The 20,034-nt window shown below is 58.1% G+C and carries 22 protein-coding genes; 1 reads left to right on the top strand and 21 read right to left on the bottom strand.

Annotation, left to right across the window (positions count from 1 at the left end; all coding sequences use genetic code 11):
- Positions 1–18: 18 nt before the first annotated feature.
- The 6 genes from ISG32_RS17285 to ISG32_RS17260 all read right to left on the bottom strand — a co-directional run bounded on the left by ISG32_RS17285 (position 19) and on the right by ISG32_RS17260 (position 8,801).
- Positions 19–579: a hypothetical protein gene (locus ISG32_RS17285; RefSeq protein ID WP_194772289.1), complete on the bottom strand. Its 561-nt coding sequence runs from the start codon at positions 577–579 to the stop codon at positions 19–21.
- Positions 580–1,281 (bottom strand): hypothetical protein, encoded by a 702-nt coding sequence (locus ISG32_RS17280; protein WP_194772288.1) that lies wholly within the window; start codon positions 1,279–1,281, stop codon positions 580–582.
- The gene (locus ISG32_RS17275) at positions 1,281–2,183 is read right to left on the bottom strand and encodes a hypothetical protein (protein WP_194772287.1); all 903 of its coding nucleotides are present in this window, start codon (positions 2,181–2,183) and stop codon (positions 1,281–1,283) included. Before ISG32_RS17275 ends, ISG32_RS17280 begins: the two co-directional genes overlap by 1 nt.
- Complete coding sequence (locus ISG32_RS17270; RefSeq protein WP_194772286.1) at positions 2,180–3,082, bottom strand: hypothetical protein; 903 nt, start codon at positions 3,080–3,082, stop codon at positions 2,180–2,182. Before ISG32_RS17270 ends, ISG32_RS17275 begins: the two co-directional genes overlap by 4 nt.
- On the bottom strand, positions 3,079–8,016 hold the full coding sequence (locus ISG32_RS17265) for a phage tail length tape measure family protein (RefSeq protein ID WP_194772285.1): 4,938 nt from the start codon (positions 8,014–8,016) through the stop codon (positions 3,079–3,081). The genes ISG32_RS17270 and ISG32_RS17265 overlap by 4 nt, the downstream gene beginning before the upstream one ends.
- Positions 8,017–8,117: 101 nt before the next feature.
- A complete protein-coding gene (locus tag ISG32_RS17260) occupies positions 8,118–8,801 on the bottom strand; it encodes a hypothetical protein (protein ID WP_194772284.1) in 684 nt (227 codons plus the stop codon).
- Positions 8,802–8,825: 24 nt separating this feature from the next.
- Here ISG32_RS17260 and ISG32_RS17255 point away from each other — a divergent pair, with 24 nt between their 5' ends.
- Positions 8,826–9,365, top strand: a complete 540-nt coding sequence (locus ISG32_RS17255) for a hypothetical protein (protein ID WP_194772283.1) — start codon at positions 8,826–8,828, stop codon at positions 9,363–9,365.
- Between the two features lie 144 nt (positions 9,366–9,509).
- Here the strand turns inward: ISG32_RS17255 and ISG32_RS17250 are convergent, their stop codons facing one another.
- The 15 genes from ISG32_RS17250 to ISG32_RS17185 all read right to left on the bottom strand — a co-directional run bounded on the left by ISG32_RS17250 (position 9,510) and on the right by ISG32_RS17185 (position 19,698).
- Positions 9,510–9,851: a DUF1799 domain-containing protein gene (locus ISG32_RS17250; RefSeq protein ID WP_194772282.1), complete on the bottom strand. Its 342-nt coding sequence runs from the start codon at positions 9,849–9,851 to the stop codon at positions 9,510–9,512.
- Entirely contained in the window at positions 9,851–10,231 is a 381-nt protein-coding gene (locus tag ISG32_RS17245) for a phage tail assembly chaperone (RefSeq protein ID WP_194772281.1), read from the bottom strand. Before ISG32_RS17245 ends, ISG32_RS17250 begins: the two co-directional genes overlap by 1 nt.
- A gap of 90 nt (positions 10,232–10,321) precedes the next feature.
- Positions 10,322–10,969, bottom strand: coding sequence for a phage tail tube protein (locus ISG32_RS17240; RefSeq protein ID WP_194772280.1), 648 nt, complete (start codon positions 10,967–10,969; stop codon positions 10,322–10,324).
- 207 nt (positions 10,970–11,176) lie between these two features.
- Complete coding sequence (gene gp17, locus ISG32_RS17235) at positions 11,177–11,530, bottom strand: tail completion protein gp17 (RefSeq protein ID WP_194772279.1); 354 nt, start codon at positions 11,528–11,530, stop codon at positions 11,177–11,179.
- Positions 11,523–11,957, bottom strand: coding sequence for an HK97-gp10 family putative phage morphogenesis protein (locus tag ISG32_RS17230; RefSeq protein WP_194772278.1), 435 nt, complete (start codon positions 11,955–11,957; stop codon positions 11,523–11,525). The genes gp17 and ISG32_RS17230 overlap by 8 nt, the downstream gene beginning before the upstream one ends.
- Positions 11,957–12,277 carry a phage head closure protein gene (locus ISG32_RS17225; RefSeq protein ID WP_194772277.1) on the bottom strand — a complete coding sequence of 107 codons (321 nt, stop codon included), beginning with the start codon at positions 12,275–12,277 and terminating at the stop codon, positions 11,957–11,959. Before ISG32_RS17225 ends, ISG32_RS17230 begins: the two co-directional genes overlap by 1 nt.
- Positions 12,274–12,612 (bottom strand): head-tail connector protein, encoded by a 339-nt coding sequence (locus ISG32_RS17220; protein WP_194772276.1) that lies wholly within the window; start codon positions 12,610–12,612, stop codon positions 12,274–12,276. The genes ISG32_RS17225 and ISG32_RS17220 overlap by 4 nt, the downstream gene beginning before the upstream one ends.
- Before the next feature lies 1 nt (position 12,613).
- On the bottom strand, positions 12,614–13,483 hold the full coding sequence (locus ISG32_RS17215; RefSeq protein WP_194772275.1) for a hypothetical protein: 870 nt from the start codon (positions 13,481–13,483) through the stop codon (positions 12,614–12,616).
- Positions 13,476–14,807 (bottom strand): phage portal protein, encoded by a 1,332-nt coding sequence (locus ISG32_RS17210; protein ID WP_194772274.1) that lies wholly within the window; start codon positions 14,805–14,807, stop codon positions 13,476–13,478. The genes ISG32_RS17215 and ISG32_RS17210 overlap by 8 nt, the downstream gene beginning before the upstream one ends.
- Complete coding sequence (locus ISG32_RS17205; protein WP_194772273.1) at positions 14,804–15,019, bottom strand: hypothetical protein; 216 nt, start codon at positions 15,017–15,019, stop codon at positions 14,804–14,806. The genes ISG32_RS17210 and ISG32_RS17205 overlap by 4 nt, the downstream gene beginning before the upstream one ends.
- A 41-nt stretch (positions 15,020–15,060) precedes the next feature.
- Positions 15,061–16,449, bottom strand: coding sequence for a phage major capsid protein (locus tag ISG32_RS17200; protein WP_228529900.1), 1,389 nt, complete (start codon positions 16,447–16,449; stop codon positions 15,061–15,063).
- Positions 16,446–17,033, bottom strand: coding sequence for an HK97 family phage prohead protease (locus ISG32_RS27590; protein WP_228529899.1), 588 nt, complete (start codon positions 17,031–17,033; stop codon positions 16,446–16,448). The genes ISG32_RS17200 and ISG32_RS27590 overlap by 4 nt, the downstream gene beginning before the upstream one ends.
- Positions 17,034–17,080: 47 nt before the next feature.
- On the bottom strand, positions 17,081–18,628 hold the full coding sequence (locus ISG32_RS17195) for a terminase large subunit (RefSeq protein ID WP_228529898.1): 1,548 nt from the start codon (positions 18,626–18,628) through the stop codon (positions 17,081–17,083).
- A 127-nt stretch (positions 18,629–18,755) separates the two neighbouring features.
- The gene (locus tag ISG32_RS17190; protein ID WP_194772271.1) at positions 18,756–19,247 is read right to left on the bottom strand and encodes a phage terminase small subunit P27 family; all 492 of its coding nucleotides are present in this window, start codon (positions 19,245–19,247) and stop codon (positions 18,756–18,758) included.
- A gap of 151 nt (positions 19,248–19,398) precedes the next feature.
- Complete coding sequence (locus ISG32_RS17185) at positions 19,399–19,698, bottom strand: HNH endonuclease signature motif containing protein (RefSeq protein ID WP_194772270.1); 300 nt, start codon at positions 19,696–19,698, stop codon at positions 19,399–19,401.
- Positions 19,699–20,034 lie beyond the last annotated feature (336 nt).

Genomic DNA, 20,034 nt, shown 5'->3' with positions numbered 1-20,034 from the left:
GTGTTGGTGTCGTGTGGCTCACATGGCATTGGCATAGTCAAACAGCACCGCGAGGTCTTGCTCGCTCAGATTGAGTGCAGCGGCCAGCATCAGCACGGTCGGACTATCTGACTCGATAGCCGCCGAGCCTTGCCAGTCCACTTGCGCGCGGTATCGGGTCGCCTCGTCTGGGATGAGTGCGATCTGTGCATCGATGTCCGAGTCCTTGATGCCGCGCAGGTCAAACAGGGCAAGCAGGGCCTGGCGCTTCGAGACTGTCACGCGAGCCGCGTCAGCAGCCGCCCGCTCATCCGCCAATCGCTGAGCCTCGATCTGCGCCAGATCGTCGGCGTCGAGCGCCACAACCTCCCATTGCTGGGTCAGCACGCCCTCAATCTCGACGGGCTCAATCTGCACGACTTTGTGAGTCGCTGCATCGTGCTCAGGCTGAGCCGTGGCAGCGTAGCTCTCCCACTGCTCAAGCACGCCCTCAAAATCATCAGCGATCATTGCCACGCAGCCCTCTTGCGCAAAGTAGCTGCGCATGTCAACAACGCGCAGGCCAAACTCGCCCGTCTCTGTGTTTCGGATATTGCTCATTTAATTTATCCTTGATCCAGTGATCGTGCCGAGCGCGATCCATGTGACTTTGCTGTCGCCGTCCACTGCAGCGCCTGCCGCGCCGCCAGCGCCGCCGTTTGTGATGATGGTGGACGATGTGTAGTACTGGGTGATCGATGCGGCGCTGCCGCTCAGTCCGGCCGCACCGATGGCCCCACCGTTGCCGCCGCGCCCGCCCGTAGACGAGCCGTTGCCACCGCCAATGGTTGGGCCTCCAAGCTGCATCGTTGTGCCCGCTGAGCCCGCCGTGGGCGCGAGCAATGTGATCGCGCTGCTCGTAGAAAAGCCCGCTCCATTGCCGCCGTTGCCGGGCGATCCGAGTGCGCTGTAACCCTCAGTGCCGCCGATGCGGATGGTGCCGCCTGAGCCGCCCTGCCCGCCACTGCCTTGGATCGTGCCGCCAGCGTTGTCAACAGTGATGCGGTTTGTGGTCTGCAAACCCTTTCCGCCGTTGATCATGCCGCCGATGCGCCCCCTGTTGATCAGCGTGAGACAGTCGTTAGGGATCGTGGCTGGGATCACAAGACCAGCAACATCGACGCCAGCGTTGACGCGCAGCAGTATTTGCCCGCCACGCCAGCCCGCCGCCGCAGCCAGCGCGGCGATATCGGGACTCCGGACGCTGGCGGAAATGGTGATGCCGGTCAGCCCGCCCGCCATGAGCATTCGCGCGCCCAACATCAGTGGATCCCCGCGACAAAAGCGTGCCAATCGACCGCATTGTTGTCAGTGCAAAATGTCAGTGTGAGCCAGCGGTTCGAAGGTATTGATGGCAACGCAGCCCCGAGCGCCATCTTGACGTTACTGCTAAACGCAAGCGAGTAGCTGGAGTACTGGAACACCCGCATCGTCATCTGATCGCCAATGGATCGCGGCGTCGGCAGCGTAACTGTTGTGTTTGCGAGCAAGCCGACGATCTGCATGGTGCCGAGCGATGGGTCGCACGTACATGTGCCGCCCGAAGGCTGTTGCACCACCCATGCTTCAAGCAGCGAGCCATCGGTAAACACGCGCCGCCACGCCGACCACGTTCCATCCTGGCACACGCGCTCAAACACCCAGCCTTGGTGCGCTCCGGCAAAGACTTGCGAGGCTCGCTGAGTGATGCGTGTTGATGCGCCGATAGTCAGCACGTTCCACCAGCTCGACGTGTGAGTTGTGGGCCAGTCAGACCCGGCGCCCGTGGTGCTGCTGTAGGCACAGGGCTGGCCGAGCGGTGCATTTGCCATCAGCTGAGTCTTGTCGCGCACAGCTCCGATGGACGTTTCGACAAGGCCAGTCACAACACCGGAGCGCCCCATCACGGACACGACCGGCCCGGCTTGGATGGCTGCGAGCGCGTCCTGAATGGTGATCACGCCATCTCGCACCTGCCCCCAAAGGATCTGCATTGCAGCGGCGAATTCAGATACAGCAACCGCATTTTGGTAGGTGTCGGCGGCAGTGTTGTTCATTCCGCCGATGGTCGGCGCATACCCTGCCGCCATGGCAATCGCCTTGTCGTCAAAGATCTGTGGCGGATCTGTTGTCAGCGGTGGCGCAGGCATGCTGGGCACGACGCGCGGTACTACGATGTCTGTCATGATGCGCTTTGTACTTTCAGGGAAACTTTGGAAATATCGTGGTACTGCACAGCGATGTTTGCAGTAGCCACGCCGAAGGTGTTGAGGCTCTCGATGTCTGACGAGCCAATAAAAAAGGTCGGCTTGGCCGACCTGTCTTGGATGAACTTGACGAACCCGTCTACCTCTCGCCGCTTGAGCGGGACTGACATGGACGTCTCTCGAATCACTTGGCGCGGAACGAGTTTCAGATTGCCGTACTCGTCCCGTGTTTTGATCGAGTAATCCTCGAAGTCAATCGACGCTCCAAGCTCGACACCCAGCCCCCACTCCTGCACGATGCCGACGATCAGGTTGCGCACCTTCATGCCGGTCGTTCCGAAGAATTCCACCTTGATGGTGGCTTGCGGGAAGTCTGGCAAGTCGGTGAAGTAACCCAGCACGCCGGTCTGCTCGCGCGGGCCGAAGTGCCAGAGATACCAGCTGGATCGGGCGATGGTTCGACCGACATTCATGGTCTGCTTGTAGACCTCGCCGTAGTTCGGATCGGTCACGGTGACCTGCATGCGCTGCACGTTTTCAAGCCCATCGCCAAACACGCCATTGGCGGTCTGGCCGAACTTGAATGTGTAGCTGAGCGTGTTGTCGATGGCCGTCGCTTTGGACGTCATAGGGTCGAACAGCGACCACGTGTTTGTGGGGTACTGCGCAACCCACACCATCCCATCAAGAGGTGGCTGGATCATTCCGCTTGTTGCCGCGCCGTTCTTGTAAACGATGTGCTGATATCGGACAAACGAGCCCGCCGCGTACGGAGTTCCAGCCACCCATGCGGGCGCGGAATCCTCCACGGCGGGCTGGCTAACCAGCGTCGTATCGCTGACAACAAGCGGCTTGACTGTCTTCAAACCAGTCGTCATGTGCCCTCCATTTCTTTCAGCATCTTCAGCCGATTGACGTTCTTGTCGATGCTTTGAAGCGCAATCACCTTGGGCTCACCGAGCGCACGCTGGTCCTTCTCAACGCGCTCAAGGCGCGCATCAATGGACTGGAGAACCGCCAACAGCGCCGGGTTGTCCGAACTGCTCTGCAGCGCCCCGAGCACAGCCGTGTAGGCCGAGCCCTTGATCACTGCCGCCGCAGTCGTTGCCCCCGTCACCGACGATTGCTCGTTACCGATGTCCACGCCGTACTTGTTGGCAAGCAGATCGCGGGTGGCCGTCAAAGAGTCCAGCCAAGCCGACTGCATTAGCAGCACCTCGGCCTTTGTCCCTGCCGTACCCTTCGCGAGTTCTTCGAGTGCCTGGATGATCGATGGCAGCTCGTCGGCTGCGTCCTGATCCCCTGCCCTCGCCTGAGCGGTCTTGATGGCGTAGAGAGACTCGTAATAAGCCATCCCTTGGTCATCCGTCCCGCCCAGCAGCTCACCCCTCAAGCGCTTCATTTCCTCAGTCATCGAGTCCACGGTGGACTTCCACTGATCGGCCAATTTCTTGGCGGCTTCAGCGGCAGAGTCAGCAGCGTTTGCCGCATAGTTGTAGGTGCTACCCACGTTCGACACCGACGCTTTGTAGGTGCTCATCGGCTTCATGTTTGCGCCGATGGAGTTACCCAAGTCACGCACAGTGCCGAGCACGGTTTCAATCGCCGCGCGGAAGGTCGGGTCGTTGAGGATCGCGCCCAGCGCCTGAGCCGCAGCCGAAGCATTTGCCACCATGTTTTCAATGGCCGCCTGAGACACCGCAGCGGACACAGAGGAGCCCGTCATCGCGGCAGTCACCACCGGAGTGATCACGCCATCGATGATCGAGTTCATGATGATGCCGACGGCTTGGTTATAGATGGCCTGCTCAAACCCAACAGCAATCGAGTCCGCAAGCCACGTTCCAGCCTCAGCGCCTCGGCCAGCATTGACCTCAGCGATGAAGCCCGACACCATCGAATCGACCGACAGTCCAGCAGCAGCCAGAGCGGTTTGCTTGACTGCCTCAGCCGCCTCCTTTGCCGCCGCCTCGTCTTGCGCAGCCCAGATTTGCTTTTGCTTGTCCACGAGACTCTTGGCTACGTCGTCACCGTATGCCTCAAGCTCCTTGATGCGCATTTCGCGCTCAAGAGCAACCGCCTGATCCTCTTTGCCCGTCGCACGGAGTAGCTGGATGTCCATGTCCTTGCCGAGAGCCTTTGCAGCCTCTGCGGCAGAGAAAACGGTATCCAGCACATCAGCCACACCAAGCAACGCGGCGTAGGCTTTGCGGCCAGCTTCAGTCGTCAGGTCTTGCGCGTTGATCAGCGCCTTCAACTCTTCACGAGTCTTTGGCACCGTGTCCACGCCCAAGGTCTTCAACGAGTCGCCAATCTGCTTGTTCACTAAGTCCAATTGCTCGGACTGCGAAAAATACTTGCTGACGTAGTTGCCGGTTGCGGTCGAGAAACCCTCTTCGCCTCCGAATGCGTCGATGAGCTTCGATGCTGTGTCTGCGCCCACGAGGGACACTTCGAGCAGCGTGTCGCCCATCACGTCGAGCCACTGATTCACGGCGGTCATACGAGTGGACAAGCGCGCCAGTGTTTCCGCCCTCGTTTCCTCGCCCTGCGTGTACTCGTCCGAGACAAGAACGACAGCAGCCATTTCATCAGCGATGCGCTTGAATTCCTCTGCGACCTTGGTGTTGATCTCTGCATTGGTGAGGCCCATCATCGAAACTTTGATCTTCGACGAGAACCCAACAAGACTGTCAGCACTCAGTCCGATGGACGTTGCCATGTCAGCAACAGCATCCTTCACGACAAAGAACTGATCGGCAAAAGCGGAACGAGTTTCCTCATCCAGTTCCGAGTACTTCGTCTTGTTCGACCGAAACAGCCCCCCTTTGTAGTACTGGAACTGGCGACCTTCAAAGCCGGATTCGCCGCCAACAGATCCTTCAACGCCCGCGTCTTTGAGCTTGCGTCCAAAGAGGCCGTCGAAGATGTACTTTGCAAGCGGCGCACCGGTCAGGATGTTGGCTGTCTTGTCTCCAAGGAGTGGAGCAAGCATGTTGGTCTGGAACCAGTTGCCGGGATCAGTTGCCTTCTGGGCAGTGCTCCAAGTGTCAACAGAGTAACCTGCCTTGAACAGCTTGGACGAGATGAACATCCCAGCGATTGCGGCAAGAGGCCACATTGCGCCCATCGACATGCTTCCGGCGCTAGATCCAGCTGTGTGACCAGCCACCGCGCCTTCGGTCAGCGCTCCTGGAACTGCGTTCAGGCCACCGCCTGCTAGGCCGGTTCCCCAGCCCGACAAGTATGGACTGCCCACCATGTTGCCGAACCCGGAGACTACGTTTCCAATGCCGCCCTTAAAGGATGAGCCAAGCGTTGAAAAGCCGCCTGTGATGGCGTTGTAGATTGCCTTGCCAATGCTGAGCAGATTTGACCATCCACCCATCCCGCTTGAGCTGCTGCTTGTGCCGTCGCTGCCTCCACCAAGCAGCGAGGACAGCATGCTCATGATGCCGCCGGAACTGCCGGTTGTACCCAAGAAGCTGCCAACCAGCTGCACCACAAACGGCTTGGCAAATGCGGCATAGATCTCCTTCGCCACGAGCGTGTAGAACGAGGTCTTCAGCGACTTGCAGAACGAGTCCCAGCCGCTTTTTCCGTTGTTCATCATGTCGGCAAAGCCGCGCACGAACACGTCTTCGACTTGCTGGACAGAGCGCTCGAACTCGGCAACCATATCCTTCTGCGCCTGCTGAGCTTGAACGAAAGCGTCCCTATTTCCAATAAGCTCAATCAGCTCTTTGCGCTTGGTGATTTCATCATCCAACGCTTTCAGGTTGTCGGCATCTATACCCTTCGCTACTGCCTTGTCTCGGTTCTCCTGTGCGCGCGCCAATGCCACCTTAGCGACAGCCTTCGCCATGGATATGTTCTCATCCGAAGCCATGCGCATGGCCTGAATCTCGTTCTGCATATCCTGAACGGACTTCGCCATGGTCTCTGCGGCCTTCTGCCGAGCCGTGAGGATCGCATCCTGCGCCTGCTGCTCTGCCTGATACGACTTGATCTTCTCGTTCAGAGCGTCAGCTTCAGCCTTGGCCGCACTGACCATTGCTGGCTGCTTCGCCAGAAGTTTTTGCTGCTGCTCTTCCAGCTCCTTGACGGATAATCCTCCGTCGCGGAACTTTTTGGTCAGCATGTCCCACTGCTTATAGAAGTCGGACGACAACCCGGCAAGCTGCGCCATAAGACTCCGCTGGCGTTCGAACTCTTGATTGGATTCGCGGGTAGAGGCCGCCGCCCCACGGGTCTTCTCTGCGTATTTTTCCCGAATTGCCGCAAGGCGATCCTCTAATGCAGCGCCTGTTACGCCAGCATCAGCAGCCTCAACACGCGCTTTTGCCAATTCGCGCTCCATTTGCGCGTGCTTCGAGAGGTAGCGCTCGCCCTCCTGGCGCCACTTGATCGTCGCTTGCGCAATGCGATTCGACTCGGCCTGGGCGGCTGCATTCATTTGCTCCGCCGCGGCGTTGGCCTCAAGTTGCCACTCTTCGGCGCGCAGGGCCGCGATCCGTTCCTCAATGCGCTTGCGCTCTGCCGATGAGTAGCGGCCCGTTGCTGCGCCCCCTCCAGTCTCCCCCCATCCCTGCTGAGACAACAACCGGCTCAGCTCTGAACGCACCTCGCCCAACTTGTCGTTGATCGTCGCAGCACGACCAACATTGAGCATTGCATCCCATGCATCCTTTGCAGCTCCAGTGATGGCTTTCCAGCCCCGCTCCAGATATCCAAGACTATCTTTGATAGACTTGGCGCGGTCACGCATGGACGAGTCAAGCGCATCCATCGCCACGCGGGACGCGTCTGCGCTGCGGCCTTGATCGGTCAAAGCCTTGATCTGCTCGTACACGCTCGCAGTAAGAAAGTTAGACCCCTCATTTAGCTTGAGCACCGCCTTCAATGGGTCATCTTGCAAGCTGGCGAACTGCTCGGCAGTTTTGGATACAGCTTGCCCCGTTGCCTTCTCCCACTCGATAGCAGTTTCTGTGAACTGTCGGAGCTGAGATCCGCCACGCACACCAGCCGCAGCGAATGCAGCAAGCCCCTCTGCGGCTTGAGCCTGAGTACCCACAATGCCGTCAATCTCCCGTGCATACTCTCGGAGTTGCCCAGCACTGACCCCAGACGCATTCCCCGAAAGCACAATCGCCCTCACAAAAGTATCTTGCTCGCGACTCCCTTGGTTGTACGCAACACCTACTCCCGCGATGGCCGCAGCAACGATGGTGTAGGGGTTGACCAGTCCAGCGATGTAGCCACCCAGGGCCTTTGCAGCCGCGCCAGCGCCGCCGAACATGTCCTTCAGCTGACCGCCCTGCTGCAGGAAAACAGTCATGGGGTTCATGCCACCTTGTAGCGAAACAATGATGTCCGTGAACTGTGCAGGAACGCCTCGCAATGCGGCAGCAGTTTGTTTGGCTGATATGCCGATGTTGTCCATGCCCATCGCCGCGCTCTTATTGCGTTCGATGACTTGCTGCATCTCATCGAGGTATGGCTTGAACTTGGCTGAGTCCAAGCCCTTTAGCGCGAGCTTCCCCTCCCACTCCTTCACGGCGTCACCTGCGGCGGCAAGCTTGTTGGTGAAGCCCTGCATGCTCTTTGCGGTTCTCCGCTCAAGCGCATCCATGCCATCGGCCGCCACGCCAGCACCGTCCTTGATTCGTTTCAAGCCGCCATTAGCGCTATCCCCGGCATCCTTTACCTTGCGGCTGACCTTCTCTGCATCTGTCCCGAGCTTTGCAAGCCCTTGACTAGCCTCTGTGCCGTCGAACGTCGCTGTTAGTTGTGTGGTGAGTGCTTCTGACATTCCGGCCCCAGAAATGCAAAAGGCCCACGCAATGCGTGAGCCCATGAAAAAGGCCCGCCGAAGCGAGCCTTGGAAAATCGATATCGCCCCGAGGCGAACGGTTACTGGTCTAAATCTCTGAACTTGCTGCTGCAAAATTCCTTAGACATATTGCTATAGGCAAGCCCTGTTCCGCGCCCGTCCTCGGTTTCGACAGCAGCGCTCCCAGAGTTGTAGTAGAACCCTCTGTAGCCCACATACGCGCCGTAGGAGTTTTTGCTGTTGAGCTGCCCACACAGTGTCGGCATCCCGCCCGCATTGCTGAAATACAGATCTCGGAATCGCGTTGATTCTGGATCCTTGAATTTATCGGTGATGACTCGCTTCGCCGTCTTGAGGAAGTCCGCATAGTCCCCCTTGGCGATTCTTTCCGTTTGAGCCTGCCCTTCCCTCATTGCGGCCCGTTGGCGCGCAAGCTCGGCAGGAGTGAGGACATGGCGGCCATCGTGCACGCGTTCCAGCTCTCGGGTCGTTTCGTTGATGGAGCAAATCACGGACTGCGTCGGCGCTTCCATCCTCACATTCACCGTGTTCTGCACTGTGAAGTTGTTATCTCCGTCGTCCTGCGGATTCGAGGCACCCGGAAATTCTTTCGCACAGATGCCTGCCGCCACACTCAGGGGGAGCAATGACGAGGCCGAGGATTTGAATTCATGCGGCACAAAATTCGGATCCACAACTTTCACGCGTTTCGCGCAGCCGCCCAACAAAATGACCGTCGCCAATATCCCGACAGCAATTCGCATATCCCCTCCAAAGATGAAGGAGGCATGTTAGCAAATGCTTCGGATACCATCTTCTTTTCACCAAAGGAGGATGGGATGGTTCTGAATCGTGAGTTTCAGCTTTCTGTACTGCGCAGGTACGCCGATGTCTACCCAAACCGCACATTCGAAAAGTGGCACGACCTGAGTGACGATGAGCACACGGTTGCGGCCAACCTTCTCTACCTTCAAGAGCACGACCTAATAGCAATTGCCGGACAACTTGGATCATCCGGAGACTTGATCTACCAAGGCGGGCGCATCACCGCAAAAGGAATGGACTTTCTTGCCGATGATGGCGGTCTTTCGGCGATTCTCGGCATTGTGACGATCAAGCTACACGACGACACGATCAAGGCTATCATCGAATCGAAGATCATTCAGTCGGATGCGCCGGAGCCCGCAAAGAAGCGAATGATTGATCGACTTCGCGCGCTCGATGGCGAGGCCACAAAACATTTGGTATTGAAGCTGGTGGACTACGGATTGGGTCAGGGAATGAAGTCCATCGAGATGATAAGTAGCATGCTCGAGAAAGCGTCGTGAGTCTCCTGAATTCCAGATACCCCACTTCGCCCCCAAGATCAAGGCTGAAAGACTCGATAGCGGGATCATCTTCTTCTGCGAACTCAAAGACAAACCCGTTTGTCTTGTGCGCTACGAAGGCGCTAGGTTTCAGTTCAATCATCATCACCCCTTCGCCTTCCGGCGTTCTTCCTCTGCCGCTTCGTTGATGGCCTCCAGCGCACCGCGCTCGATCAGGCCAATCTCTCGTAGAAGCTGGTTCTGCTCTGCGGGCTTGACGCGTTCTGAGTCCATCCAGCGATACACCACGTTGTAGTCCAGCGCGAACACGCCGGAATGGCTCATGCGCCACTGCCCGGACAGGTCAATGAAGCACTGGAATGCCTCGGTGTGTTCCGGGTAGGGCTCCACTGGCGCAGGCGGCTCCACTGCGGCGAGTGGAATGCCAAACGCCTGCAGGGCCTCGATACTGGGCCGCTTGCCGAACAGTTCTCGGCCCAGATCCATCAGTTTTTTGCTTTGGCCTCCGAGTGCGAGCGGAAGAAGGCGGTGATCAGCTCGCCAAAGCCCATAGTGAAGGTGTCCAGGAACGCGATCAGGTTGTCGCGGTTGAACTCGTCTTCCAGTTCCCAGCCGTCCATCACGCGCATCAGCAAGTCCACCTGCTTGCCGGTCAGCTCGTCGTATTGCTCATCGGACAGTGGGCCGTCTTCGCTGCGCGAGTCCTTGGACAGTGCATCAACATCGCGTCCGAGATCGCGCATCGCTTTGCGGTCGTGGAATTTGAAGCGCACGCCCAGCGACTGGGCAGGCTTGCCGGGAACGGTGATCTGCGCCTTGGCGTCGAAAATGGGCGCGGGCGCGAAGGACTTGAGGGATTTAGCCATGGTGGTTTCTTTCTATGGAGGCAAAAAGACCCGAGAGGAGCGACCAAACGGGCATGAAAAAGCCCGCGCTAGGCGGGCGATGGCAAACGATTACGCGTATGTCTTGAGTGGGCGCTGCATTGCGAGCGTCAGGCTGCCGGTCGTGATCTGGTTCGACTGCACACGCGGGGTTTCCGAAACGGTGATGTAGCCGTAGCCATACGACACAGCGCCGCCATTCGGCAAGGCCATGCGGATCACCACCATGCGGCCAGCGCGCGAGGCGGCAAGAGCGGCCTTGTAGCCGGGCAGCTTGTTATCCCAGCCGAAGGTCATTTCCCAGCTCATCGCGGAGCGAGTCGTAGGGATCTTGATGCCGTACTTCTGCGACAGCGGGTTGATTTCCGCGTACTGCTGCTCGCCGCCCGATGGGTTGATTTCCGTGACCTGCTGCAGCTCCGTCCATGCCGTGATGGGCTGGATGGTGCCCGCCGACGAGCCGTTGGGGAACGCGATCAGGTCGGTGGTGTCCTCGTCCACCAGCGTGATGGAGTTGGTTGCGACCGTGCCCGCCTGCAGAACGGAGTCGTTCAAGTCCTCCCAGCCAGACTTCAGCAGGAACGGAGCGCCTTGCGCCAAGCCGTGAGCCGCAGCTGTGATGACGGCAGGAGCCGCGTTGGAGATGGCAGTGACCGGGATGGCCGCGCCGAGAGTGGTGGAGATTGCGAACCGGGTTCCGGTCGATACTGCATAAGCCATTTAGGGCCTCTTTCATGAAAAAGACCCCTTCCGGGGCCGATTTCTGCGAGGCGTAATGGCCGCGAGTCCTTGCGGAGTGGCGGGCCTGCGTGGCAGGGTTGGAAAATGTTTAGACGGAGCGCTTTTCGATCCAGCGCTCCCATGCGGTGATCACGCCCTTGGCAAGGCGAATCAGCGTCAGGTGGAGTTCTTTAGTTGCTTCATGCATCAGCGGTCATCCCAAATGTCAAAGTCCTGCATGGCTCCGTAGAGCTTTGTGTCGTCCTCGTAGATGGCTCGCATGGAGCCTTGAGGGACGACTTGCAGAGTGGAGTTCATGATGGCCTGCTCGATCAGCAAAGCCTTCGCCACAGCATCAGGCCGAGTCGCGGCCCAAACGGTCACCTGGAACACGCCGTTGCGCTTGTTGATCAGCTTCTGATCCAGGCTCGTCGGAGACTTGCCGCCGATCTGCTGATAGACGGCCCAAGGCGCGATGGTCTGTGCGCGCGCCACGTCGGCAAAGACTTGCCCCTTGGGCAGCACCGTATGCAGCGCGTCGATTAGCTTTTGCTCAAGCATTTACCACCTCCGCGAGCTTCTTTTTCATGGCATCGAGCGCTCGGCCGCCCGCCTGTCCTTGCGCCGGTCGCAGGAAGGGATGCGCCGCCGACTTGCTGGTGCCGTTCTCGACCATGAAGCCGTAAGGTGCCTCGGTCTTGTTCCAAGAGATGTGATACGTGGCCTTGCCGTCAGCGGAATTGGTCTTGCTGTACACCTGATAGATGGACTTGCGCAGACTGCCCGCGTTAAACCAGTATTTCTGGCCCGACTTCTTGAAGCTGGTGCCGTGGAACCAGTGGCCCTTCGTTCCCACTGGGACGTTCTGCAGCACCTGCTTGTAGAGCACATCAGAACCCTCAAAAGCAATCGCGCGGGCCGATTCCTCGACCTTCTGCGCCTTCGCTTTCAACTGCTCTTGCAGCCCTTTGACATCAAGCTCGAACATCACGTCACCCGCTTGCAAATCAGATCCATGAACACACGCCGGTCATCAGGCAATACAGCCTCGATGTCGTAGGTAAATCCAAGGTGTTGCACCCTCATGCTTGCGTCGATGTCCTTGCGGAACCGGACGCGAACAGAGGCCTTCACGATGGATGTGTCAGCGCCCGAGCGGATCGACTCGGTGCCGGTCAGGTGGCGGAAGTTGGCCCAGACTTTGGCGTACTCCTGCCAGTCGGTGGGTAGCGGGGTGCCCCATGAGTCTTCGCCAGATCCCATCTTTTGGATGGTGATGCGGTCGCGGAGTTGGCCTGCTGTGGTCATGCGCAACCCTTTCGGATGCGATAGAACCTCAGCAACGCCTCTATGCCAGACGGAACAGCCTTTGACTCGTCGCCTCGGTTCTCATACAAGAACTCGATCATGAGCAGCATCGCAGCACGGATGGAGTGCGGCAGGGGGTATGTCTGGCCTAGATCATCCTTGATCGTCTGGCCGTCAATTTCCAGCCCCGTGAAAGTTTCCGCAAACTCTCGCGCCGCAGAAATGAACGCCTGGATCAGCCCATCCTCATCAATCTGCTCCGCATCCACCCTGATCTGAGTCTTGGCCTCGGCTAGCGTGATTGGCTCAGCAGATGGTGGTGATGTTCTGAACATCTCAGTACCTTGTCCCATCCGGGAGAATGCGCGTCAGGTCACGGCCATCTTGGCCCTTTTCCCCCTGGTCGCCCTTCATCCCTTTATCGCCGTCCTTGCCGTCTCGACCTCGCTTTACAGCAAGCGTCCAAGTGTCGTCAGTTCCCGGCTTCGCCTCTGTATCGCCTTTTGCGTGCCAGAGGCTTCCACCGAATGTGACGCAATCGCCGCGCTCGTACTTGACTTGCTCGTCATAGATTCCGCGATAGATCATGTGCGGCAGCTTGATGGCGTGCTGGTACTTCCACAGCTTGCCATCACGCTGGAACATGATCTTCAGCGTTCGGCCATCCCCCAGCAAATCGAACGCGGCTTCCTCAAGCTGGAACGCATCCATCCCATCCAGGCCGTCTGCGCCGTTCAGGCCATCTTTGCCATCTCGGCCATCCTTCCCGTCGCGGCCATCTCTGCCATCCTTCGGCGCTGGCAGTCTGTCAATAGCTCGCTGCACTGCGTCCATCGCTCGACGCTCGACATCCAGCTCAAACACAGCCATTCGCGCATCAAACGCTTTCTGGAAGTCATCGGCGGTATAAGACTTGCCGTCCTGCCCGTCCTTGCCGTCAGCACCAGCAGCGCCATCTACTGGCGCCGGAACCTTTTCAAGGTAGTCCGCGACTTGCTTTTGCAGTGCTGGCAACACGTCATCAATGACAACGCTTACCCCGTCCTGCCCGTCCTTGCCGTCAGCACCAGCAGCGCCAGGGTCACCTTTTTCGCCATTGACTGGTTGGCGATCTTCAAGCGACTTGATCCGTTGCTCGATAGGGCCAAGCAAGGATTTCACGCGGCCAACAACGCTATCAGCCATTTTTTCGATTGCTTCAAGCATGCATGCCCTCCGTGAATTTGCGATCCAATGCCGAAGCGAAGGCCTTTGCCATATCTTCAGCCGATGCCGATGGTGATGGCTGCGGCGTTTGCTCTGCGGTGTCCCTCTTGTCCAGCGCTGCGAGTGAGAAGTTCTGCTGCTGCATGTACGGCGTAGCGCCGCCAGCCACAGGCCCGAGATTCAGCTTCTTTCGAGCCTCATCAGGGGCAACAACACCCGCCCCAACGCCATCCTTGGCAATCTGCACCTTGGTTTCCTCGTCAAGCCGGATGAGGCCATCCAGATCAAGCTCGGTTCCATACGGGTTTCCCGCCATATTCAACCCAAGGCCTTCATCAAGGCACAGTTCAAGCGCCTCAATTGGAGACTGCAGACATTGCGAGTAGTAGGTTCGGAAAATGTCCGCAGTCTTCCCGTATTTCGGCTCATCACCGATGCCGACCATGTATGCAGGAACATGAAAGACGCTGCACACTGTCTTGGCGGTCATGCCAAGCTGCTCAATAACCTTGGCATCAGCAGCACTCATGCGAACAGGCTCGTATTTCAGCCCGTCACCGAGCACAGCAATCTTGTTGCGGTTCTCGCCAGCATAGTTCTCGTCAAAGTGCTTCTTGAGGCGAGTTGCCGTCTCATCGCTGATGCGCGTAGGAGCCGTCAGGAATCCACCCGGCGTGCTGCCGTTCTTCGCAAATCGAGAGGCATCCTCAATGAGTGCTTGACCATGTGCCGCCGACATCCCGGCAGCGTAGATCGGGCTAACACCGACAAGCGGATGGAACAAGCAGTTCATGCGGTCATGAATGACCATGCTCGCCGGTACTGTCTTCGTTTCGTTAATGCGGTTCAGATCGTCAGAACCCAGCTCGTAGTACACATCTCCGCCATGCGTAACCAATGGCTTCACTGTCGCAGGATTCAGGACATACATCTTCCGGACAACACTGCGGTCGTCATATTCCTTGAGGATGTAGGCATTCCCCTTGATGAGCTTACTAAGCTGCCATTGCTCCAGAAATTGGATGCGGTTTTGGTAGTGGTTTGGCTTCTTCAATACGTTGTAAGCCGATGCCTCCACCTCGTTCCAAATGCCATGCACATCTTGGCGAACGAGTTTGATACGCAGCTTCCCAATGTCTTGCGCGATGCGAGTCACGCATGCATATACAGCATGGAAGGCGAGAACAGTCTCGGACGACCATTCAATGTTTCGCTGCCAAGCGCCAGAAAACGGCTCCGCTATCGAGGGAATCCACCCGCCGCGAGCATTGCTGACGTACCCTTTGGCCTGCTCCTTCTTGATTCGACGGGCTGATTTACTCATTTCGTTTCAGTCTTTCCGACCATGTCTTTACGCTTGTAGGAGCGCCTCGCCTGGTCAGGCTGCTTTTGCTCCGCCTTTTCGGCCTCGCACATCTTGGCGCGGCCAAGACCAACAAAAATCTTCGCCCATTGCTCGGGCACGTCCAGCACCTCGCCTAACTGGCGGGGCCGGTTGCCGTAGCTCATCGGGCCAATCACTTCAACTTGAGGCATAAGCCCTCCATGAAAAGAGGGGCCGAAGCCCCTCTAAGTCGTTAGGGTGTAGGAGTCGCGCCAGCCCACACTGCACCAGTGACATAGATCACAGCTGCGGCGCGGCGCTTCGCCCAGTTGATGTAGCGCTCTGCGCGGATGGCAACGCTATTGGTCTGGAACATCGAGACCAGTGATGCTCCAGTGCCAGCACCTGCATCCTGAGCTGGAGCATCAGACATTTCGAGCGATGCTTCGCTGGAAACGGCGATGTCCACCACGCCATCATCAGCCAGATACACGTCCGACGCGTTCAGCATGATCACCGTCCCTGCGGGAACGTAGTCAGACACGATCACAGGCAGGCCAGCCAGAACGCCGCCGTTCATGGTCAGACCCGGGAACTCCTGCTGGCCGAGCGGGTTTTGCATCAACGAGATGTTCAGCGCGGCAGTGCTGGACATGATCAGAACGCCGGTCGTCGGGGCCATGCCCGCAGCGATGTAGTTCTGGAACATCTTCTTCAGGTCAGCGCGCAACTCATCAGCCGAGCCAGTGTTGCCAGAAGTCACCACGGCGACTACGCCGTTCGTGATCGATGCGGGAGAGACGCCAGCGACAGCCGCCTTTGCGGGGTCGATGAAATCCTTATCCAAGCGCTCAACGATGCAATCACGCAGCGAGTCGCGCACCAATCCCTCAGCGGCTGGATTGCTGAATCGCAGCAACTCGTCGGTGAGGACGGAGATGCCAGCCACCTTCGCAAAACCCAGTTGAACCGTGCTGAAATCGAACTTCGTCAGCGGCTTGGCCTTGCCTTCACCGACCCAACTCGCAGTACCGCCAGAAGTTTGTCCTGCGATCTTGACGTTGAACGGCACGCGGCGCAGACCTGGGATTCCGGATTGGCCGAACTTGCCCAAGATCGTGGCAGGGCGCAGGTACTCGATGAAGTCACCCGTGTAGTTTTCATACTCCACCAGTGGCTTAGCCCAAGTAGCGGCAGTCGTTGTGCCTGCCGACACTGCAGCTTTGAACACTGTCTGCAGGTCGCCGCGCTCAGGGTAATTGGCCTTTGCCACTTCCAAGGCCAGCATGGGGTTGCCCTTGGCTTTTGCCACACACATGGCGTAGCGTGCGAAGTCGATGCCCTTCTCTGCTGCGCGAGGCGTAGCCTTCACAGTCGGGATGACTTTGCTTTCATTGGGCGCAGAAGGTGTCTGCGGCACAGCCTTGGCTTGGGCGATCTGCACCTGCTCCAGCGCCTTCAGGCGAACCAGATCGGCATCGATGGTCTTGATTTCGACCTGAAGCGTATCGAATTCCTCGCCTTCCGACGCATCGGTAGTTCGGCCTTCTTCAAGCGCCTTTTGCATCACGTCGTTCATGCGTGCCGCCTTGGCTGCACGGGTATTCTCCAGGTCGGAGATTTGTTCAATGATGGTTTTCATTTGGTAGAACCCTTTCTCGGGATTAGTAAAACTGCGCCGCGATATGCGGCTTTCTTGTTTCCCGAGACGCCGGGAGGTGAGCCGTCCTTGGCTTGCCCTGACGCGGGCAAATGCTGTCGGTCGGCAGATTTGATTGCAGTGATCACCGCCGACGCATTGGCCGGAATGGTCACAAGCGATAGCTCGAAAACCTCTGTTTTGAGAAACTTGACACCGCCCGTCTTGAGTAGCTCGATGGCGTCGTCAAGTGGTCGGAAGCCGATAGACACCGCCGTAACAAGGCCAGCCTTCACCGACTGCCACGCCTCATCTACGCGGTCTTTCAGCGGCCCAGGCTCGTCAATCTTTGGCAATCTGGCCTTGAACGGGACGCCTTTTGACGTCGGCTGCCCAAACTCAACCATTCCGACAGGCTTGTCATGTTGGTGCTGCCAAAGCAGTGGCGAAGGGTTTTTGAACTGCACCCCCTCGGACACAACGATGTCCCCAACTCGGTCAGGCTCCGGAGTAGTCGCCATACCCTCGATCACCCGCGCTTCTTCGTTCAGCGCCTTAACGTTGAGGACTGAATACGCTCGATTCATAGTGGTTTACCCATTGAAAAACCCGCCGAAGCGGGTCTGTAATTAGTTCAGAAAAAGAGCACTTGTGGATCGGATGGCCGCTCCACAGTGGTGACAATCCCAGCAGCCATCACGGCAGCAACGGCCAAGTCAATCCGGCCCGTTGCTTTCTCTTTTGATAGCTTGCGGTTCTCGGCTGCATCCTGCTCTACGACAGCATTACCTACGCAGTAGTTCAGCACCTTGTGCCCCGGATGAACCAACTCGCCGTTGAGCAACATGCGCTCAAACTGCTCGACCGCAGGCGACATATCCTTAAAACCCTGCCCGAACTCGCGCATTGGCGGTAGCGTGATTCCGTCATCGTTCGCCAGTGACAGCAGATCCTTCATTCGCCATCGGTCGTAGGCCACTTCCATGACCTCAAAGAAGTCACACAGTCCAGATAGGCGCTGCAGAATCACCCGCTTGCTGATAGCAGCCCCGGGCGTGGTGTTGAGCCATCCTTCAGCCTTCCACTGCACCCACGGCACACGGTCTTTGTCGGCCTTGCGCTGTAGGTCAACGTCTGGCAGCCAAGCGAACGGCACCAGCTTCCACGGCTCACCGGGTTCGACTGGCTCAACCATGAACATGAGTGCCGTCAGGTCGGTGGTGCTCGACAAGTCCAGCCCCGCGACAGCACGGCGACCGCGCAAGCTCTCGATGTCATATTCGCGCTCAGCAGTCTTCCAAACCTCTCGGCTGATCCAAGGCGACTCCGCATCCGTCCACACGCAGAAGTTCAGGCGGCGAACAAGTGATTCCTTGCTCGGCATGCCCTTCGCCTCTGTGACCTGCTCGCGGATGTACTTGTATCCCGGCAGGTTCGCATCCTGAAGGCTTGGATTCGCCTTCGGCCAACAATCCTCGCTCTCGAATGGATCATCCCCGTCATCGAGTGCGCAGATGTACGGAAACATCGCGTCATCAATCACCTCTTGTGCTGCAACCTTTGCCCCATACTCGTGATATCCCCAGCACGGCACCCGCTTGTCAGAACCGCTATTCGTGATGATGAACAACAGTGCCTGGCGACGGCTTTTCGTGCCTGCACGGAGCATTTCAGTCACAAGGTTCGTCTTGTGCTCGTGGTATTCATCCACCAGACTGATGTGCGGACGCGGGCCTGATTGCCCATCGTCCGAGCTGATCGGGCGAAAGAACGCCCCAGCCTGCAAATACGCAAGGTTCCAAACCTTCTCACCCGTACCCGATGGATGAATACGCTTCGTCAACTCTGACGACTGATTCACCATAGCCACAGCGTCACGGAAAAGAATCATTGCCTGATCCTTCTTCGTGGCCGCGCTGTAGATTTCCGCTCGGGCTTCGTTGTCGGCTACCAACCCCTTCAGGCCGATGCCAGCAGCAAGCGGAGACTTGCCCGATCCCTTGGCTGTCTCCACGTATGCGACGCGAAACCGCCGGTATCCGTCAGCGCCCTTCCAACCAAACAGGGAGCCGACTACAAATTTCTGCCACGGCAGCAACAGGAAGGGTTTGCCTTCAAAGTCGCCACCATTGAGTTTCAGAACCAGTTCAAAGAACCTGATTGCCTTGTTCGCCTCGTCCAAGTCCCACTTCAGGCCACGTTTGTGACCATGTTCAAGGTCGTCCAGGTGGCGTTTGCACTGAGCCCTGACATGTGGGCCTGCGACTCGATCGCCTGCTACAACCTCTCGGGCGTACTGCGTTACCGGGTCATCCGAAGAACTCTTGCAACGGGTCTTCCTTGTTGTCGTCATCAGTCTTCACCTGCACTTTCGAGCGGGCTGCGGGCGTCAGGCCGAACTCAACCAAATAGCTCTTGAAACGTCGATCCGCGTCGGCCAGCATGGCAACAGCAGGGTTAGCCTTCATCAGGACTTGCTCAATCGGCGAGTCTTCATCCCCGATGCCACGAATGCTCGTGTACGTGCGGCCCTGCGTCTCGATCAGTTCTCGGCACTCCAGAATTTCCGTGTAGCAATCGCACAAGCGCTCCAGCGCAAAGGCGTCGGCCTCTGTCAGCACGCCCATCCGATCCAGCATCGTGCAAAGACGACCCCAAGCCACCTTTCCGGCATCAGTCAGATGCGCGGGGCAGCTTGGAATCTCTTTGTTGGGCTTGGGCTCTTTCTTGTTGATGGCTCGCTTGCCGGGGTTGCCCTGAACCAGCTTGAGAGCCGTTGGTTTTGGGCGTCTTCCGGCCATCGAACCATCCTCCTAAAAAAGTCTTCCATTTCGCGGGTGTGCGAAAGACGAGAACAAGTCGGTCTGGAGGGAAGACCCCTTCAACCTGGACCAATCCCCCCCTGCCATGCCGCCCTCGCCAGCCGCATCAGATCGCGTCAGGATCGTTCAATCAATCCTCGACAGGCCAACCATCATCCTGCACGCCTCGACGCTTGGAGCCCTTCTCCTCGGCTTGCTTGTGTGAGTCGTGATGGAACTTGCAGAGCGGCTGCCAGTTCGACCGATCCCAGAACAGGGTCATGTCGCCCTTGTGTGGAATGCGGTGGTCAACCACTGTGGCAATCGTTACCCGGTTGTCGGCGCTGCACATCACGCAGAGCGTGTTATCTGGAGCATCGAGAAATGCGGCCCGTGCTTTCTGCCACCTGTAGCCGTATCCACGTTGGGCAGCCGTCTTCCCTGACTTCATCACCTTGTCCGCGACTGTAGCCCGCTCCCGTGTGCCATCAAGGCGCGCAGGGCCGTGTCCTCGCTGCGCTGCGGGCCGCACCAACCCTGCGCTTGCCTCCTTGACGGCCCCCGTCCGCGTGCTCCTGACCGTCGCGGGCGATGAACTCAGGAAAGACGGTGGCAACAGGGCCAACCGGGTTCTTCGTGCCAACCGCACCGAACAGCCACGAGGCTTTGATCAAGACTTGAGTCAACTGTGGCTAATAATTGGCTGAATGCTTCCGCTGGCCCCGCAGAAAAACGATAGGCATGGTCCAAATCATTCGAGGTTCGGAGTTCTACGGTGGCTCTATCT

It is taken from the genome of Diaphorobacter caeni (assembly GCF_015354245.1).
Taxonomy (GTDB): Bacteria; Pseudomonadota; Gammaproteobacteria; order Burkholderiales; family Burkholderiaceae_C; genus Diaphorobacter_A; species Diaphorobacter_A caeni.
This window is presented reverse-complemented; position numbering and strand designations above follow the sequence as displayed.

Excerpts from the sequence above, each read along its gene's own strand:
- ISG32_RS17285 (WP_194772289.1), bottom strand. The coding sequence starts at position 579 with ATGAGCAATATCCGAAACACAGAGACGGGCGAGTTTGGCCTGCGCGTT.
- ISG32_RS17280 (WP_194772288.1), bottom strand. The coding sequence starts at position 1,281 with ATGTTGGGCGCGCGAATGCTCATGGCGGGCGGGCTGACCGGCATCACC.
- ISG32_RS17275 (WP_194772287.1), bottom strand. The coding sequence starts at position 2,183 with ATGACAGACATCGTAGTACCGCGCGTCGTGCCCAGCATGCCTGCGCCA.
- ISG32_RS17270 (WP_194772286.1), bottom strand. The coding sequence starts at position 3,082 with ATGACGACTGGTTTGAAGACAGTCAAGCCGCTTGTTGTCAGCGATACG.
- ISG32_RS17265 (WP_194772285.1), bottom strand. The coding sequence starts at position 8,016 with ATGTCAGAAGCACTCACCACACAACTAACAGCGACGTTCGACGGCACA.
- ISG32_RS17260 (WP_194772284.1), bottom strand. The coding sequence starts at position 8,801 with ATGCGAATTGCTGTCGGGATATTGGCGACGGTCATTTTGTTGGGCGGC.
- ISG32_RS17255 (WP_194772283.1), top strand. The coding sequence starts at position 8,826 with ATGTTAGCAAATGCTTCGGATACCATCTTCTTTTCACCAAAGGAGGAT.
- ISG32_RS17250 (WP_194772282.1), bottom strand. The coding sequence starts at position 9,851 with ATGGATCTGGGCCGAGAACTGTTCGGCAAGCGGCCCAGTATCGAGGCC.
- ISG32_RS17245 (WP_194772281.1), bottom strand. The coding sequence starts at position 10,231 with ATGGCTAAATCCCTCAAGTCCTTCGCGCCCGCGCCCATTTTCGACGCC.
- ISG32_RS17240 (WP_194772280.1), bottom strand. The coding sequence starts at position 10,969 with ATGGCTTATGCAGTATCGACCGGAACCCGGTTCGCAATCTCCACCACT.
- gp17 (WP_194772279.1), bottom strand. The coding sequence starts at position 11,530 with ATGCTTGAGCAAAAGCTAATCGACGCGCTGCATACGGTGCTGCCCAAG.
- ISG32_RS17230 (WP_194772278.1), bottom strand. The coding sequence starts at position 11,957 with ATGTTCGAGCTTGATGTCAAAGGGCTGCAAGAGCAGTTGAAAGCGAAG.
- ISG32_RS17225 (WP_194772277.1), bottom strand. The coding sequence starts at position 12,277 with ATGACCACAGCAGGCCAACTCCGCGACCGCATCACCATCCAAAAGATG.
- ISG32_RS17220 (WP_194772276.1), bottom strand. The coding sequence starts at position 12,612 with ATGTTCAGAACATCACCACCATCTGCTGAGCCAATCACGCTAGCCGAG.
- ISG32_RS17215 (WP_194772275.1), bottom strand. The coding sequence starts at position 13,483 with ATGCTTGAAGCAATCGAAAAAATGGCTGATAGCGTTGTTGGCCGCGTG.
- ISG32_RS17210 (WP_194772274.1), bottom strand. The coding sequence starts at position 14,807 with ATGAGTAAATCAGCCCGTCGAATCAAGAAGGAGCAGGCCAAAGGGTAC.
- ISG32_RS17205 (WP_194772273.1), bottom strand. The coding sequence starts at position 15,019 with ATGCCTCAAGTTGAAGTGATTGGCCCGATGAGCTACGGCAACCGGCCC.
- ISG32_RS17200 (WP_228529900.1), bottom strand. The coding sequence starts at position 16,449 with ATGAAAACCATCATTGAACAAATCTCCGACCTGGAGAATACCCGTGCA.
- ISG32_RS27590 (WP_228529899.1), bottom strand. The coding sequence starts at position 17,033 with ATGAATCGAGCGTATTCAGTCCTCAACGTTAAGGCGCTGAACGAAGAA.
- ISG32_RS17190 (WP_194772271.1), bottom strand. The coding sequence starts at position 19,247 with ATGGCCGGAAGACGCCCAAAACCAACGGCTCTCAAGCTGGTTCAGGGC.
- ISG32_RS17185 (WP_194772270.1), bottom strand. The coding sequence starts at position 19,698 with ATGAAGTCAGGGAAGACGGCTGCCCAACGTGGATACGGCTACAGGTGG.